Annotated in this window: 20 protein-coding genes; 8 read left to right on the top strand and 12 right to left on the bottom strand. The window is 29.2% G+C overall.

All coding sequences use genetic code 11. The features are described 5' to 3' along the window. Positions 1-9: 9 nt before the first annotated feature. A complete protein-coding gene (locus AB1J10_RS04200) occupies positions 10-2,076 on the top strand; it encodes a heavy metal translocating P-type ATPase (protein WP_070039145.1) in 2,067 nt (688 codons plus the stop codon). 159 nt (positions 2,077-2,235) lie between these two features. Then, the gene (locus tag AB1J10_RS04195; RefSeq protein ID WP_070039147.1) at positions 2,236-2,715 is read left to right on the top strand and encodes a GNAT family N-acetyltransferase; all 480 of its coding nucleotides are present in this window, start codon (positions 2,236-2,238) and stop codon (positions 2,713-2,715) included. A gap of 347 nt (positions 2,716-3,062) precedes the next feature. On the opposite strand, the gene AB1J10_RS04190 is transcribed toward AB1J10_RS04195, so the two are convergent. Both AB1J10_RS04190 and AB1J10_RS04185 read right to left on the bottom strand, forming a co-directional pair. Continuing rightward, positions 3,063-4,493, bottom strand: a complete 1,431-nt coding sequence (locus AB1J10_RS04190) for a YfcC family protein (protein ID WP_070039148.1) — start codon at positions 4,491-4,493, stop codon at positions 3,063-3,065. Between the two features lie 649 nt (positions 4,494-5,142). Next, positions 5,143-5,415, bottom strand: coding sequence for a hypothetical protein (locus AB1J10_RS04185; protein WP_070039149.1), 273 nt, complete (start codon positions 5,413-5,415; stop codon positions 5,143-5,145). Positions 5,416-5,598: 183 nt separating this feature from the next. Between AB1J10_RS04185 and AB1J10_RS04180 the strand changes: the two genes are divergently transcribed. Together AB1J10_RS04180 and AB1J10_RS04175 are read left to right on the top strand one after the other, a co-directional pair. After that, positions 5,599-6,408 (top strand): alpha/beta hydrolase, encoded by an 810-nt coding sequence (locus AB1J10_RS04180; RefSeq protein ID WP_064209479.1) that lies wholly within the window; start codon positions 5,599-5,601, stop codon positions 6,406-6,408. 133 nt (positions 6,409-6,541) lie between these two features. Further along, positions 6,542-6,724 (top strand): hypothetical protein, encoded by a 183-nt coding sequence (locus AB1J10_RS04175; RefSeq protein WP_064209478.1) that lies wholly within the window; start codon positions 6,542-6,544, stop codon positions 6,722-6,724. 251 nt (positions 6,725-6,975) lie between these two features. On the opposite strand, the gene AB1J10_RS04170 is transcribed toward AB1J10_RS04175, so the two are convergent. Continuing rightward, a complete protein-coding gene (locus AB1J10_RS04170; protein WP_046207474.1) occupies positions 6,976-7,176 on the bottom strand; it encodes a helix-turn-helix domain-containing protein in 201 nt (66 codons plus the stop codon). Between the two features lie 234 nt (positions 7,177-7,410). Here AB1J10_RS04170 and AB1J10_RS04165 point away from each other — a divergent pair, with 234 nt between their 5' ends. Beyond that, complete coding sequence (locus AB1J10_RS04165) at positions 7,411-7,797, top strand: VOC family protein (protein WP_070039151.1); 387 nt, start codon at positions 7,411-7,413, stop codon at positions 7,795-7,797. 262 nt (positions 7,798-8,059) lie between these two features. On the opposite strand, the gene vraX is transcribed toward AB1J10_RS04165, so the two are convergent. Continuing rightward, positions 8,060-8,224 carry a C1q-binding complement inhibitor VraX gene (gene vraX / locus AB1J10_RS04160; protein ID WP_164996921.1) on the bottom strand — a complete coding sequence of 55 codons (165 nt, stop codon included), beginning with the start codon at positions 8,222-8,224 and terminating at the stop codon, positions 8,060-8,062. 421 nt (positions 8,225-8,645) lie between these two features. On the opposite strand from vraX, the gene AB1J10_RS04155 reads away from it, so the two are divergent. Then, positions 8,646-8,876, top strand: a complete 231-nt coding sequence (locus AB1J10_RS04155) for a hypothetical protein (protein WP_046207476.1) — start codon at positions 8,646-8,648, stop codon at positions 8,874-8,876. Positions 8,877-8,968: 92 nt separating this feature from the next. Here AB1J10_RS04155 and AB1J10_RS04150 read toward each other — a convergent pair whose 3' ends face one another. The 5 genes from AB1J10_RS04150 to tsaT form a co-directional block, all read right to left on the bottom strand. Beyond that, complete coding sequence (locus AB1J10_RS04150) at positions 8,969-9,157, bottom strand: hypothetical protein (RefSeq protein WP_046207477.1); 189 nt, start codon at positions 9,155-9,157, stop codon at positions 8,969-8,971. A 162-nt stretch (positions 9,158-9,319) separates the two neighbouring features. After that, positions 9,320-10,282 (bottom strand): arsenic resistance protein, encoded by a 963-nt coding sequence (locus AB1J10_RS04145; protein WP_070039154.1) that lies wholly within the window; start codon positions 10,280-10,282, stop codon positions 9,320-9,322. A 149-nt stretch (positions 10,283-10,431) separates the two neighbouring features. Beyond that, positions 10,432-10,566: a hypothetical protein gene (locus AB1J10_RS04140; protein ID WP_256277551.1), complete on the bottom strand. Its 135-nt coding sequence runs from the start codon at positions 10,564-10,566 to the stop codon at positions 10,432-10,434. A 127-nt stretch (positions 10,567-10,693) separates the two neighbouring features. Then, positions 10,694-10,942, bottom strand: coding sequence for a hypothetical protein (locus AB1J10_RS04135; RefSeq protein ID WP_046207479.1), 249 nt, complete (start codon positions 10,940-10,942; stop codon positions 10,694-10,696). 568 nt (positions 10,943-11,510) lie between these two features. Then, the gene (gene tsaT, locus AB1J10_RS04130) at positions 11,511-11,693 is read right to left on the bottom strand and encodes a type II toxin-antitoxin system toxin TsaT (RefSeq protein ID WP_064209474.1); all 183 of its coding nucleotides are present in this window, start codon (positions 11,691-11,693) and stop codon (positions 11,511-11,513) included. Positions 11,694-11,969: 276 nt separating this feature from the next. Here tsaT and AB1J10_RS04125 point away from each other — a divergent pair, with 276 nt between their 5' ends. Beyond that, a complete protein-coding gene (locus AB1J10_RS04125; RefSeq protein ID WP_019467917.1) occupies positions 11,970-12,176 on the top strand; it encodes a TM2 domain-containing protein in 207 nt (68 codons plus the stop codon). 311 nt (positions 12,177-12,487) lie between these two features. Beyond that, positions 12,488-12,703, top strand: a complete 216-nt coding sequence (locus AB1J10_RS04120; RefSeq protein ID WP_046207482.1) for a sterile alpha motif-like domain-containing protein — start codon at positions 12,488-12,490, stop codon at positions 12,701-12,703. Between the two features lie 9 nt (positions 12,704-12,712). Here the strand turns inward: AB1J10_RS04120 and AB1J10_RS04115 are convergent, their stop codons facing one another. From AB1J10_RS04115 to AB1J10_RS04105, 3 genes are all read right to left on the bottom strand, one after another. Next, positions 12,713-12,949: a hypothetical protein gene (locus AB1J10_RS04115; RefSeq protein ID WP_046207483.1), complete on the bottom strand. Its 237-nt coding sequence runs from the start codon at positions 12,947-12,949 to the stop codon at positions 12,713-12,715. Between the two features lie 352 nt (positions 12,950-13,301). Then, on the bottom strand, positions 13,302-14,597 hold the full coding sequence (locus AB1J10_RS04110; protein ID WP_070039157.1) for a CitMHS family transporter: 1,296 nt from the start codon (positions 14,595-14,597) through the stop codon (positions 13,302-13,304). Positions 14,598-14,769: 172 nt separating this feature from the next. Next, positions 14,770-15,036, bottom strand: coding sequence for a hypothetical protein (locus AB1J10_RS04105; RefSeq protein WP_064209472.1), 267 nt, complete (start codon positions 15,034-15,036; stop codon positions 14,770-14,772). Positions 15,037-15,065 lie beyond the last annotated feature (29 nt).

Raw genomic sequence — 15,065 nt, 5'->3', positions numbered from 1 at the left:
GGATATAATATGACAAGTTCCAATAATCATGAAGCACATGATAGTCATGAGCATCAGATGCACGAAGGACATCATACACATCATCATGAAGGACATGAAATGCATGAACACCATGGGCATCATCATGGTAATTTTAAGCGTAAATTTTTTATATCATTATTATTTGCCATACCAATCATCATTTTATCACCAATGATGGGAATAAAATTACCGTTTCAGTTCTCATTTAATGGTTCTGATTGGATTGTATTAGTACTTGCCACAGTTTTGTTTTTCTATGGTGGCAAACCTTTTTTAACTGGTGCAAAAGATGAACTTGCGTCTAAAAAGCCTGGTATGATGACGCTTGTTGCGTTAGGTATTTCTGTAGCATATGTTTATAGTTTATATGCATTTTATATGAATCAATTTAGCAATGTATCAGGACATGTAATGGACTTTTTCTGGGAATTAGCAACATTAATATTAATTATGTTATTAGGACATTGGATTGAAATGAATGCAGTTGGTAATGCAGGCAATGCTTTAAAGAAAATGGCAGAACTTCTACCTAACAAAGCAATAAGAATCATAGATTCAGAACAAAAAGAAGAAGTTTCTATTTCAGAAATCGAAGAGAATGATATCGTAGAAGTGAAAGCTGGAGAAAGCATACCGGCAGATGGTGTGATTATTCAAGGTAGTACTTCTGTAGATGAATCATTAGTCACAGGAGAATCTAAGCAAGTGGTTAAAAATGTACAAGATCAAGTGATTGGTGGTTCAATAAATGGTTCAGGTACGGTAAATGTCAAAGTAACTGCTACAGGTGAAAATGGCTATTTATCCCAAGTAATGGGGTTAGTCAATCAAACACAAAATGACAAATCAGACGCTGAACTATTATCAGATAAAGTAGCAGGCTATCTATTTTATTTTGCAGTGAGTATTGGTTTAATATCATTTATCGTGTGGATGATTATCCATAATAATTTAGATTTTGCTTTGGAACGATTAGTGACAGTATTGGTTATTGCTTGTCCGCATGCATTGGGATTAGCAATACCACTTGTTACAGCACGTTCTACTTCTATTGGTGCACATCATGGCTTAATCATAAAAAATAGATCTTCTGTTGAATTAGCTCAGCATATTGACTATATTATGATGGACAAAACAGGGACTTTAACTGAAGGTGATTTTTCAGTTAATCATTATGAAAGCTATACACCTCAAAGTGATAATGAAGCAATCTTATCTTTATTTGCCTCATTGGAAAGTAATTCTAACCATCCACTTGCTTTAGGCATCGTGACGTTTGCAAAAAATAAAGGTATCACAATCAAAAATCCTCAAGAAGTAACAAATATACCAGGTGTTGGTTTACAAGGTATAATAGAAAATCAAAAATATAAAATTACCAATGTAAGTTATTTAGAAAAAAATAATTTGAAATATGATATAGAACAGTTTGAAAAACTTGCTAAACAAGGTAATTCAGTTAGCTTTTTAATTCATAATGAAGCAGTCATTGGAGTGATTGCACAAGGTGATAAAATTAAAAAAAGTTCGAGAAAAATGGTTTCAGATTTATTATCAAGAAATATTACACCAGTGATGTTAACAGGTGATAATAATGAAGTGGCAAATACAGTCGCTAAAGAACTAGGTATTAATGATGTTCATGCTCAACTATTACCTGAAGATAAAGAAAAGATTATTCAAGACTATCAAGCTGAGGGACATAAAGTAATGATGGTTGGTGATGGAATCAATGATGCACCTAGTTTAATTCGAGCGGATATAGGTATGGCTATTGGTGCAGGTACGGATGTTGCTGTTGAATCAGGAGATGTGATCCTTGTTAAAAGTGCACCATCAGACATTATTCATTTCCTTACACTTTCTAAAAATACTATGAGAAAAATGGTTCAAAACTTATGGTGGGGCGCTGGATATAACATTATTGCTGTACCGCTCGCAGCTGGCGTTTTAGCATTTATTGGCTTAATCTTATCACCTGCTGTCGGAGCAATTTTGATGTCTTTAAGTACGGTTATTGTTGCCATTAATGCGATGACATTGAAATTGAAATAGCACTATAAAAATTTTGAATAAATGTGCGAATATAGTGACTTTGATAAAGTGGAACGACACTATCTTTTTAAAGGTAACGTGTTTGTTCCACTTTTTTTAATTCGTAAACGAAAAATGAATTATGCTAAACTAGTGTTAATTTAAAGAGAGGGGGATGACATGTCGTTAACACTAGAACCAATGACGCAACGAACTTTTGATAAAGTTTATGAAAAGAGCATACATGAATATGCACATGAACATATAAAAAGCGGTGTTTGGGAAACAGAAGGAGCTATTGAAAGGGCACGTTCAGATTTTGAAAAATTACTGCCCCACGGATTAGCTACTGATAATCAATATTTATTTACTGTTGTTTATTTGAATGAAACGATTGGATATTGCTGGCTGCATTTTGCGGAAAATAAAAAGATAAATAAGTGTTTTATTTATGATGTACATATTTTTGACAATTATAGAGGGAAAGGATTAGGTGAGAAAACTATGCTTTGTATCGAAGATTATTGTGAAAAAAATAATATACATCGTATCGGTTTACATGTGTTCGGTCATAATAGGCGGGCAGTGTCCTTGTATCATAAGTTAGGGTTTCAAACTACTAATTATAGAATGGAAAAAGTGATAGAGAATGATGATTAACATAAAACATTAATTTAAAAATAAGAGAATAATCTTGCAACTGGAATTTAAAAATTAGTAATCAAAGAAAATGAAAACCGTAGTATTTTAGAATGAATTAATGATTGATTGATTTTTAATAGAATGATGATTGACTGTATCCATAGGGGAAACGTGAACTTGAATTGATTCTCAAAGTTTGCCAAAAAGGTTAATCGTTCAACAGCATATCATTTTTTATAAAACAGAAGAAACGTCAATTTCTATTTCATCTCAATAGAAATTGACGTTTATGTACTCATTAAAAGTTATAAAAGACTAAAATTTTATCAATAGCGCTGATATACGAATGACCAGTATTAGCATATTTAGGACCAGCCAATTAATTGCGCAATTACCAATGTAGCAATAGAAATAAGTCCCCATATAATAAATAGTGGAAAGAAAAACTTGATCCACTTGGTATAAGACACGCCACCAATAGCTAATGCAGCCATGAAATAACCGCTTGTGGGGTAGAATACATGTGTGAAACCATCGCCTAATTGGAAAGCCAAAACGGCTGTTTGGCGAGTAATACCTAGCATATCGGCTAAAGGTGCCATGATAGGCATAGTGACAAGTGCTTGACCACTTCCCGATGAGATGATGAAGTTAATTAATACCTGAACGATATACATACCAATGACTGCGACAGTCGGTGTGGCCCCCTCAATAACAGAACCTAATCCATAGACAATACTATCCATAATTTTACCATCTTCAAGAACTACCACGATAGAACGGGCAAGCCCAACAATGATAGCGCCCATCAAAACATACTTAAATCCGTCGTTAAATGATTCGCAAATTTCACGTGTAGTCAACCCGGTAACTAATCCAACGACAATGCCCATAATGATAAATAAGCCGGACATTTCAACCATAAACCAACCTTGTGTAGTCACGCCATAAACAAGTATGACGAAAAAGGTTAATACTATAGCAATACCGATTTTTTGACGTTGAGTGGCAACCAATGGTTTGTGCTTCGTAATATCTTTATATGTCTGTCTTTTTTCTGTGTCTTCTTGATAAACTAAACTGATATTTGGATTTTGTTTTACTTTTTGAGCGTATCTCATTATAAATAATATTGTTACAAAGAGCACAATGATAAAGAGTGTGAGTCGTAAGCCAATACCAGAAAAAACAGGTACACCGGACAATTTTTGAGCCAATCCAGTGTTGATTGGATTTAATACACCAACTGTAAAACCGACTACAGTACCACATAACGCAATTGCAGTAGCCGTTATAGAATCATAGCCTAAGGCAATAATTAACGGAATGATAACTGGTATGTATACAAGCGAAAGTTCAGCTGTACCAATTAAAGTAGCAATAATTGCAAATACAGAGGTCAATACTGGAATGATAAAGATACTATGATTTAAAAATTTACGCGCGAGTTTATCAACACCAATTTCAATAATGCCAGTACGTCTTAATACCATAAACATACCACCAATAATAAGTGTGAAGAATACGATTTCACCTGCTGCTATGAGTCCTTTAGGAATAATGGATATAAAGTCTATTATATTGACTGGTGTAGCTTTTATGTAATGAAATGAATCTGCATCAACCATTTCTCTGCCTTCAGGTCCTTTAATTCGATTAAACTCTCCGGAAGGAATGAGGTAAGTGGAAATGGTAGCGATGGCACCAAATATAAATAATATGACATAAATATGAGGCATTTCGAACTTTTTTCTGTTTTTATTTGTTGTTTTCCCTTTGTTTTTTAAAAATTTCATTGATACACCCCTTTGAGTTAACATAAATTTTGAACTAATATCATTATTTTATATAAAATAGAATCTTAATATTCTGAAAAATTATTTTAAACTTAATTATAACAAAATTTTTATAAAAGAATTAAATAAATATGATTTTAGTTGAAGAATGTAGTATGAATTAATGAGAATAAAAAAATCTAGTAAATGAACTTTGCAGATCATTTGCTAGACTTTGTTAGAAATATTGTATCTATTTGATAGTTAAAGACAGTTAAAAGAGCTGTCCTCTTAATAATTATAGGTATATATTACTTTGTTCGGTCAACATTAATACACAATATATTCAAATAACGATGAACATTTTGTGATGTTGTATCCTTTGGTAGAGCGTGGGAAAACGTATGTCCGTTATCCGTTTTAACAGTATAGATTATATCATAGTTACTAATTTTGAAATCAATAATTTTCATAAATATCCCCTTAACAATGGTCATTGTTTTAAAATTATGAAATTGCAAATGAAACTGTGAAATAGGTTGAAGTACAAAACTGACCATTTATATAATTGTACTATACATAAATCTTTTAAGTAATAAAAAGTATAACATATTTATGAAATTAACTTAAATAATACAAATAAAAAACACATTCAAATTTAAGAATATGTTTAATCATTAAGTAAATTTAATATTTCGTCGTACTTTTGTGCACTCAAAGTGCCCAAAGGACTTTGATTAATTTCAAATATTAAAAAATCATCATTTGAATTGAAAGCACTCTTTATATTTTCACAAATGCTATTTTGATCCAAGTCACTTTTTAATAACCACAGTCCTTTATAAATGTACAATGGTTTACCTACAAGATTTAACTTTGATGGTAACTTTTCATATCCAAAAGAAATAGAATTTAAATTATAGGATAATATATATTTCGCCATTCATATCGCCCTCCAATATAATCATATCATTAACTAAGATTTAAAGGTTGAAAGAAGGTCGAGGTCAATCACCATTTACGAATTTATGGAATATTATAGGCAGATTAAGTTTGTTTTTAATTTGAAAGGGGGACTTTAATAGTATAAATAAATTTATTTTTAATACTATGAGGTGAAGTGAAAATGAATTATATAAAATATGTATTGTCCAAAGATAACACGAAACTTTATACAAAAATAAATGAAGTTGAAAAGGCTAAAGCAAATATTATCATTGTCCACGGATTAGCTGAACATCTTGATCGTTATGATGAAATAACTAGTTATTTGAATGAAAATGAATTCAATGTCATTAGATATGATCAACGCGGACACGGCCGTTCGGAAGGAAAACAGACATTTTATAGTAATAAGGATGAAATCGTAGAAGATTTGTCTGCAGTGATTGATAAAGTTAAAGAAAATTATGAAGGTAAAATTTATTTAATTGGTCATAGTATGGGTGGATATACTGTAACTTTATTCGGTACACAACATCCGAATGAAGTAAGTGGCATCATAACATCAGGAGCTTTAACGAGATATAATAAAAAATTATTTGGTGAAGTAGACAAACAGATAGATATGAATAGTTATTTTGATAACGTGCTTAGTGAAGGACTATGCTCTGATCAAGAAGTTGTTGAAAAATATGCATTAGATGATTTAAACGCTAAACAAATTTCAATGGGACTAGTATCAACACTCATTGAGGGAATAAAGTATTTAAAAGAAAATGCCTCTAAATTTATTGATTCTACATTAATATTACATGGTAAAGAGGATGGTTTGGTGAGTTATAAAGATTCACTACAATTATTTGATGAAATAGGTTCAGAACACAAATCAATTCATATATATGATGGTTTACAACATGAAATATTTAATGAATCTTCTTTTAATAAGAGTATTTTTAAAGAAATTGTTGATTGGTTGGATAATGAAATGCAGTAATCATAAGTTTTTAAAGTATATTTACAAATTTATAGTTTATTAAGTTCTCAAATATTTCAAAATGTTTGTTTCAGTAATTTGGAAGATTTATAATAAGAAAATAATTAATACAAAATAATAGAAGGAGACAAATATGTTTATTAAAACTTTGCATATGGAATACGAAGAAAGCTTTGAAGAATTTGATGGACGAGTGAACCAATTTTTACATGAAGTGGATGATAAACAACACTGGGAACTCGTATCAGTGACACCTTCTGTTACGAACACTGTGGAAGGCGTAGATTATTTTATTACAATTGTTTATAAAAAGTAATGAATAACACTACAAAAAAGAGCCTGAAAATGTTTCAGGCTCAAACAACATACAGACTCTGAACAGTTAGAAAATGGCTGTCATTGCATGACTTTCATTAACAATAAACATACATTAACTATCTGTGACTTTGCATGTCGACTAGACGATTTAATAAATGATAGTTGTCTAGTTTATCTATAAATAGTGATACATGATAACAATCTAATCAATAATTATATAAATTCAATATTCGTACTAAATTCATATAATTATTGATTAAATGTTTTTTGAGATACGTTGAAATAATCAGCTAGTATTTTAGTGTCATTCTCTGATGGTTCTCTATATCCATGTTCCCAATCCCAAATTTGACATATTCTGTAATTTTTCTCATAACTTTTGTTTAAATTAATCGCTAATTTAGACAAACTTAAGTGCTTTTTTTCGCGTAATTCAGTTAAAGCTTCCAAAATTTAAACCTCCCATAATTAAATACATAAGACTTACATTAGTTATTTTAGTACAGATAAAAGGTATGTTCAAATTACTAATAATTTAGTATTCATTGGCATTGTCATTACTAACAACTTTAATATTTTTAATTTAACTATGAATCATTGGTTGAATATTTAAAGTGTTAGGGGACAAGAATTGGGTATAAAAAGAAGACATTAAAAATATTTATAAATAAAGGAGGAAATAAATTGAAAATAATTGCTACGAGTATTTTTGTAGATGATCAAGAAAAGGCAAAACAATTTTATACAGAAAAGCTCGGTTTTGAACTTGTACATGATATGGAGATTGGTGGCGGGTTTAAATGGTTAACTGTAAAAGAAAACAATTCTGACAACCCGGTAGAAATTGTGCTTGAACCTAATGAGAATCCTATAGCAAAAACATATCAAAACGATTTATTTAATGCAGGTATTCCTGTCACAATGTTTGGCGTTTCTAATTTAGAACAAACATATCAGTCATTGTCAAATCTAGATGTGAAATTCCATACAGTACCAAAAGAGGTTGAAGGAATTAAATTAGCAATCATTGATGACACTTGTGGTAATTTAATTCAATTGATTGAGCAATAATTATATATTTACGAATAGTTTCCGTAATTTTTTGTTAAGCACTAAATTTAATTTATGTTGATATAAATTAAACTTGGTGCTTGTTATTTATTACATCAAAGTATTTTATAAAATGTGATTTCAGTATCAATCATTGTTAAAAAAGCATTATATAATATATAAAGACTCAGTTATGATGCCTAACCAAGCAGTAAAATAACGATGATACTTACGATGTAACCCCTTTGTCCATCGTAAACATCATCGTTCAAAATTTGATTATTTATTTTTTCATTTTATCAATATCCTCTGCAACTATTGTTAATAATTCTTCAGTTTCTGCATCGGTCAATTCGTCAGAACCTTTAATTCTAATAACAGAACCTTTATCGGTTTTAACATGGTAAATTGGTTCTTCGTCTTTATAAACTTTCCGTAATACTTTCATCTCATCACCCTTTTTTTCTATAAAACAATTCACTACAATATAAAATAATGCATAAATAGAAACATTACTTTTATAAGACGAATAAATTATTATTTTATAATTGAAATGATTAATACTTTAACTATAGGATAACTTTTTATTAAATTCTTTTCCACTGGTATGATTCAATTAATTTAATTAACTTGTTGAATCTTATTCAAAACAATGCATTTTTAACTGTTAATTATAATTCATGATAATTTTTTGGAAAAATTAGTTTTTTGTGTTTTTATTTTATAAAGAAGGGTATAACTAACCAAGCACAAAAAGTCCTCCAAACTTTAGTGTGGAATATATTTTCGAGATTGACGTCGCTTTTCGAAGCGGCGTTTTTGTTTTATACTGCATATAGTATAACTATTTATAAAAAGGGATGTATATTGTGAGATTATTGAGTATATTGTCATTTTTATGTAGCCTAGCGATAACGATTGTTGTTATATATGGCGTTATAATGATGGCTGGTGATTTAATGGGGCTAACAACGTTTAATAATCAATTATTAATTGTAGGTTTAGCATTTGTATTATTGAGTGGTTTGTTTGGAAAAAGTAAGCCAAGACTATCAATGTTAGTGCTATTTATTGGATTTATCATTGTGCTTGTTAATTAATAAATAATAAAAGGAGTGAAAAGGAATCCATATTTTACTGATGGTTTCCTATTTTCACTCCTTTTTGTATGCATACATTTATTCAAAAATCACTAAGCTTTAAAAGATTCAACATTGCCTTGGAGTTTTTGATCCATGTCGTTAGCTATTTTTATTAGTAAAAGTTTGTTATCTTTAGAAGTTAATTCATTATCAACAGTAACTTTAATAATTAAGCCTAAATCCGTTTTAATGTGGAAAGTTGTACGGTTATTTTCAGATACGCTTCTTAAAATTTGCATCTTAATCACCCCGTTTTCAAATTAAAAAATTAGCGTTTGGCTAAAATGAGACAGAGTTCATGAACTATTTAATGATAGTGGTGTAAAATGTTAATTATATATTAGTTTAATATATTTAAGAGTAAATGAATAATAATTAGCCTCTGATAAATAGTAATATAATTATTTAATGTATTTAGGTATCATTTTGATGTAGATAAGTTCGCCTAATAATTCACATAATGTTTGCGTAATAATGACAGTAGTTGTAATGGTTACCCAATGGTTTGGTAAACCTAAAGCTAAAGGTAAGACAACAAGTGCATTTCTTGTACTTGAACTAAAAGCTATCGTTCTTTTAGTTTCTTGTGTTACTTTAAATAATTTTCCACATAAAGTACCTATAAAAGGGGATACGATTAAAAAGCAAATATAAATAGGTATTACTGAAAAGACAATATTTAAGTTATAAACAATTTTATTTATTTGTGAACCTACAATTGAAAATAAAACCAGTGCCATGAAAATTTCGGGAAGCCAAGATGTTAACTTTAATATTTGATTTATGCTCTCAGATTTTTCACTGGTATATTGTAATAAAAGTGCTGATAATAAAGGGAAAATTATGAACATTAAAAATGACTTTAAGAATGGCAAAATATCTATTTGTGAAAAAATATCAATGTTTAGAAACAACGTAAAATATAAAGGTAATAATAAAATTTGGCCTATAAACAGCAGTGGTGTAGCAAACAACATGAGTTGTTCATTTCCTTTTCCTAAAGCATTAAAAACGATTACGTAGTCAATACAAGGCGTTAGTAAAACAAGGTACAACCCTATGATGATAGGAACATTTGAAACATCAAACAATTGAATTAAACCAAAAACAAATAATGGTATAGCTATAAAATTTGATGTTAATAATGCCAAAATAGATTTTATATTAAGTAAGTTGTGTTTGATGTTAAAAAATGGAATTTGTGAAAACATACTAAACATAAGGATACACAAGCTAGCAGAAATAATAGTTTCTAATATATTAGCAAAAGCATTGGATATTAAGCCAACGATTATTCCACTAAAAAGTGCAATAAAATAAATATAAATTTGGTATTTTTCAATTTTAGATTTTATGTATTGCATAATAACCTCTCGTATATTAATTTTTGTTCTTGGATTTGGTACATACACAGTCAGTGATACAGAATAGTTGAAACAAAAAAAGTGGAGAGAAATCATGTATGACATTTGATTTCTAGTCCCACTTCTTATATGAACAGTTAGTTTAGATTTTATTTTTTGTTTTTATCTTGAACGCTCACTTTATTTTCGATTTTATCATCGTTTGTGTTATCAATACTTAAAAGCAATGCACGAATCACTAAAACGCCAGATATAAGTAATAACAGATTTTTTAATAGTTTCATCTTTTCACCTACCTGTATGAATTTATATGTTTGTTTCAAAGTAATTATATTTGTATATATCATACACTAATCATCGACTAATTGAATAAAAATACGGTGAAGTGAGCTTCTTTCATGTTTGGTTTGTTTAAAGGTCGAAGATATAAAGTGTTAAATTTTCTTCATCGACAGTTACTTTCAATTCATCACTATTATTTTCAATCGTAGTATTAACAACATTGCCTTGCTCAATCGTAAAATAAATTTGGCTTAAAATGCCCATCGCGTATTCATTAATTGGACTCACAAGAGAAATAGATGTTGTATCTTCTTGAATCATAAAATTTTTTTGACTTTGATTTATTATTTGCCATTTAGGTAAATAAGTTAACTTCATATTTTTCTCTCCTTATGATTGTGCTTTTTTAAGATTTTTCTACAGTAGAATCTTAAATTTTGAATTAATTGAACTCGAAAGGGAATAAGTTCAATAAATATATTGATATGAGGTGATAGCATGATTGTTTTATTATCTATTATATTAGCATTAATTTTTGCTTTTTTAGCAACGATGCCATTTTTATTTATAAATACGAGGTTGCATGAAAATGTCAATCACTCTAAGGAAGAAATACGCCATGAAAAAATCAGAGCGATTAAACGTTTTATATATTTCTTTATATTAATTATTATTCTCTTAATGGTTTTTCATTTTATTACAAACTGAATCGATACGTTCGATACTTAAACATAGGTATAAGCATACTTGATTCGTTTTTTAAATGAGTTAAGGTTTTAGGAAGAAAAATGAACTTTAAATATTATATGAGCGAAAGCTTATACTAAAGCACCACTTATTTAATTTGTTTTAAGTGGTACCTCAAGAAGTTTATAATATCGTTTGGTTTAAGTTAAGCATGTTTGATCGCTACACTTTACACGTATATTGAAAGTTTTAAAATGAACTAACCGAAAATGATAGTGAAGAGTATACCTACAACACCAAAAATAATTAAAATAACAGTCAGTCCGAGTAAAGATTCTTTTGTTTGTTGTGTACCTTTTAACTTATAGATTATTAAGGAAATAATTCCACAAACTAAAAATATGAGTGAAAGCCAAAATATAATCATGAAATGTAAACTCAAAGTCTTGTCCCTCCTTTGCATTTCATCTTAATTGTACAATTTGATGATTTTATTCAATAACTTAAAAATTAATTGTTTTTAGATTAGTAAGCTAGTTTGAGTCTTATTTTATCATTTATTCATAAGATGCCATAGTATAAGATATTCTAATGCGTTTAGTTTGAAAAGTGTCTGCGCATTAGAAAAGAATAAGCGTATGGCATTAAAATTTTAGATTTTATTTAGTATAACATTGTATAATAGTAGTGAATCGAATAAGTAAGGAGATAGAAAATAATGAATGAAGTCAATAAAGTGATTTATATTGTTTTAGCAGTGTTTTTAGGAAGTTTTGGAATTCATAAGTTTTATGCTAGAAAAACCGGAATGGGTCTCTTGTTCCTTGTATTTTGTTGGACAGGTATCCCGCAAATTTTAGCTATCATTGGTGCAATTATTACGGTATTCAAACCTGCAGATCAAAATGGTAATGTTTTAGTTTAAAATTATTGTATAAAAAACAGCCTAAGCGAAACAATTTCGCCTAGGTTGTTTTTATATTGTAAAAGAATAATGACTACAATAAAATTTAAGTGAAAAGATATAAAATTTTTATTGCTTTAGTAATGAAACCCATAAACTTTACAATATTTACAATTTTAGTTAAATACTATGGTAACAACAATTAAACTCATCATTTTTAATTTTAAAAATGAACAGTGATAGACAAATAAATATTATTTGTTATGATTATGAAAATGCTTTAAATAGTAAGACATGTAACGATTAAAATTTAAGTAATCGAGGTAATGCTTATGACATTTTATGATTTTATTATTGACTTTGTTAATGACGACACGCCACTTGGTCAACTTGCCTATTTTATAAATAAAGATAACAATTTCCCTAAACATGCAACTGGTTATCAGGAATTATATGCATACTTTAAAACGAATTATAATTACAATGAAGTAATGACATCTGCAAAAAGGGCATTAAGTTTATATCTGAATAATTTAAGTGTCAATTAAAATAAAGATTCAGTGTTCGTAATACCAATTTCTTATTTTTAAAGCATGTTTAATGTCTTCCGTTCTAAAGTTAATTTCATTATTTCTTATTGAAAAAGGTTCAATAATATTTTGAGCCATCCATGTATTAATAAGTTCTGTAGGTAAACCATCCAATTCCATGTCACTTTTACTTAGAACAAAACATTCCCAATCGAGAGAAATTTTTGAAGGATTAATATATTTGCACTCATGAATCTGATCCATAAAAACACTCCTTAACATTGTTAATCCGACGTTAAGTTTTACCCAAGTACCTATAAAATAAAACGACAATTTTATGTTATTTGTCTACTTATTGATGAAAAAATAATAAATGATTGAAATTTGTTATTATGCAGTGTTTTAAAGCTTATATTTATCATCGTTAATATATAAATATAAGCACAGTACGAAAAACGTATCATCGACTAATTAACTTGGTGAGGCAAATTATTCATCTCGTATACAAATAAAGCACTCATCCAAACTAAAAAATTGGATGAGTGCTTTTTATATTCAAAAGCTAACGATTTTGTTTACTTTACATATATTCTAGTTGCAAGTTGTGAATTACATTTTACCACGGTATAATTCCTAAAATACAAGCAATTAAAATCATGAATAGACTAGAGCCAACTGCCCATTTTATTACAATACGCTGATTTTGACCGTATTCTATATCTAGCATACCTACAAGTAAATAACCAGCAGCATACAATGGACTTAATACATGTAAGGGTTGACCAAGAACTGAAGCTCTGGCCATATCAACTTTAGAAATGCCAAATTGTTGTGCAGATTCAGCTAAAATAGGTAATACACCATAATAGAAAGGATCATTTGCCATAAAGTATGTAAATGGTCCGCTCAGAATTGCAGTGATTAGTGCAAAGTGGTTACCCATAGCATCTGGTATAATTTGTACTAAGGTATTAGCCATTTCGTTAACCATTTTTGTCCCATTCATTACGCCTGTAAATATACCTGAAGCGAAAACAAGACTAATTACAGAAAGTACGTCGCCAGCATGTTTTTTCACAACAGAATTTTGGATACTTAAATTAGGATAGTTTAGTAAAATTGCAAAGCCAAACCATAGCATAAACATAACTGGTATTGGCATTAAGCCGATAACCAGACAGATGATTAATGAAATTGTAAGTATCGCATTTGGAATAAGCATTTTAGGTCTTTTTAATAAAGATTCTTCTTTTGTATCAGTAGGTTTTATATCGTTTAAATCAATATTTGTATTTGATGTGAGATATCTTTTTGAACGTTTTCCAAGTATGTAAGCAACTCCAAAAGCAAATAATATACCAGCAATCATTGCAGGAATGATTGGTACAAAGACTTCCTCAGTAGTTACTTGCAAAGATGAAATCGCACGTGCAGTGGGTCCGCCCCAAGGTAACATGTTCATAACCCCGATAGATAAAAGTGCTAATGTAGATAAAGTATACAGACTCATACCAATTTTTTTATAAAGCGGCATCATTGCAGTTACAGTTATGATAAAAGTAGTGGTACCATCACCATCAAGTGCTACCATTGATGCTAATATTACGGTCCCTATTGCTATTTTTACTGGATCCCCTTTAACGACTTTTATAATTTGATTAATGACTGGTTCAAATAATCCTGCATCTATCATAACGCCAAAATAAAGTATGGCAAAAGTCAGCATAATTCCAGTTGGTGCAACAGTTTCTATGCCATCTAGCATAAACTTACCTAAACCTGAGTAGAAACCACCGATTAAAGCAAAAATGGTTGGTATAACAATTAATGCAGTCAAAGCTGACATTTTACGAGTCATAATTAATACCATAAAGATGATAATCATAATAAAACCGAGAATTGCTAAGTTCATATATTCAATTTTCCCCCTTTGTTTTAATCATTATATACTTTTCAGAAAATTTTTAAAATAAAATTTTTTTCTTTTTTAAAAAATGTATATAGAAAAAACACTTCATAACTAATATGTATAGTTATGAAGTGTTTTGATAATTAAATATTATAAAAAATATGTATTCATAAAATTAAATGAAAAAGTTTATTACATACGATTTCCAAAATGGATAACTTAATAATGCTAATGAAAATAACGATACCAACATTGCAAATATATTAGCAATACGATCCCCACGTAAACATGCATATAAATTAATGAGTAGTACACCTAAAATGAATAATAGACCAGCTAATAATTGCATATCTTCTTCTAAAATTTTATTAACAGCTAATAATGGGGTAGTTAATGTAATTAATGACAAGAACAGTGATAATAATGTCGTTGCATATTTCAAATTGTTCAGTCCTCTCTAAGAAATACTTT

The organism is Staphylococcus cohnii species complex 1663 (assembly GCF_041008415.1).
In the GTDB taxonomy this organism is placed as follows: Bacteria; Bacillota; Bacilli; order Staphylococcales; family Staphylococcaceae; genus Staphylococcus; species Staphylococcus ureilyticus.
The sequence above is the reverse complement of the archived record's forward strand: the minus strand, read 5'-3'. Positions and strand labels throughout refer to the sequence as shown.

Excerpts from the sequence above, each read along its gene's own strand:
- AB1J10_RS04200 (WP_070039145.1), top strand. The coding sequence starts at position 10 with ATGACAAGTTCCAATAATCATGAAGCACATGATAGTCATGAGCATCAG.
- AB1J10_RS04195 (WP_070039147.1), top strand. The coding sequence starts at position 2,236 with ATGTCGTTAACACTAGAACCAATGACGCAACGAACTTTTGATAAAGTT.
- AB1J10_RS04190 (WP_070039148.1), bottom strand. The coding sequence starts at position 4,493 with ATGAAATTTTTAAAAAACAAAGGGAAAACAACAAATAAAAACAGAAAA.
- AB1J10_RS04185 (WP_070039149.1), bottom strand. The coding sequence starts at position 5,415 with ATGGCGAAATATATATTATCCTATAATTTAAATTCTATTTCTTTTGGA.
- AB1J10_RS04180 (WP_064209479.1), top strand. The coding sequence starts at position 5,599 with ATGAATTATATAAAATATGTATTGTCCAAAGATAACACGAAACTTTAT.
- AB1J10_RS04175 (WP_064209478.1), top strand. The coding sequence starts at position 6,542 with ATGTTTATTAAAACTTTGCATATGGAATACGAAGAAAGCTTTGAAGAA.
- vraX (WP_164996921.1), bottom strand. The coding sequence starts at position 8,224 with ATGAAAGTATTACGGAAAGTTTATAAAGACGAAGAACCAATTTACCAT.
- AB1J10_RS04150 (WP_046207477.1), bottom strand. The coding sequence starts at position 9,157 with ATGCAAATTTTAAGAAGCGTATCTGAAAATAACCGTACAACTTTCCAC.
- AB1J10_RS04145 (WP_070039154.1), bottom strand. The coding sequence starts at position 10,282 with ATGCAATACATAAAATCTAAAATTGAAAAATACCAAATTTATATTTAT.
- AB1J10_RS04140 (WP_256277551.1), bottom strand. The coding sequence starts at position 10,566 with ATGAAACTATTAAAAAATCTGTTATTACTTATATCTGGCGTTTTAGTG.
- AB1J10_RS04135 (WP_046207479.1), bottom strand. The coding sequence starts at position 10,942 with ATGAAGTTAACTTATTTACCTAAATGGCAAATAATAAATCAAAGTCAA.
- AB1J10_RS04125 (WP_019467917.1), top strand. The coding sequence starts at position 11,970 with ATGAATGAAGTCAATAAAGTGATTTATATTGTTTTAGCAGTGTTTTTA.
- AB1J10_RS04120 (WP_046207482.1), top strand. The coding sequence starts at position 12,488 with ATGACATTTTATGATTTTATTATTGACTTTGTTAATGACGACACGCCA.
- AB1J10_RS04115 (WP_046207483.1), bottom strand. The coding sequence starts at position 12,949 with ATGGATCAGATTCATGAGTGCAAATATATTAATCCTTCAAAAATTTCT.
- AB1J10_RS04110 (WP_070039157.1), bottom strand. The coding sequence starts at position 14,597 with ATGAACTTAGCAATTCTCGGTTTTATTATGATTATCATCTTTATGGTA.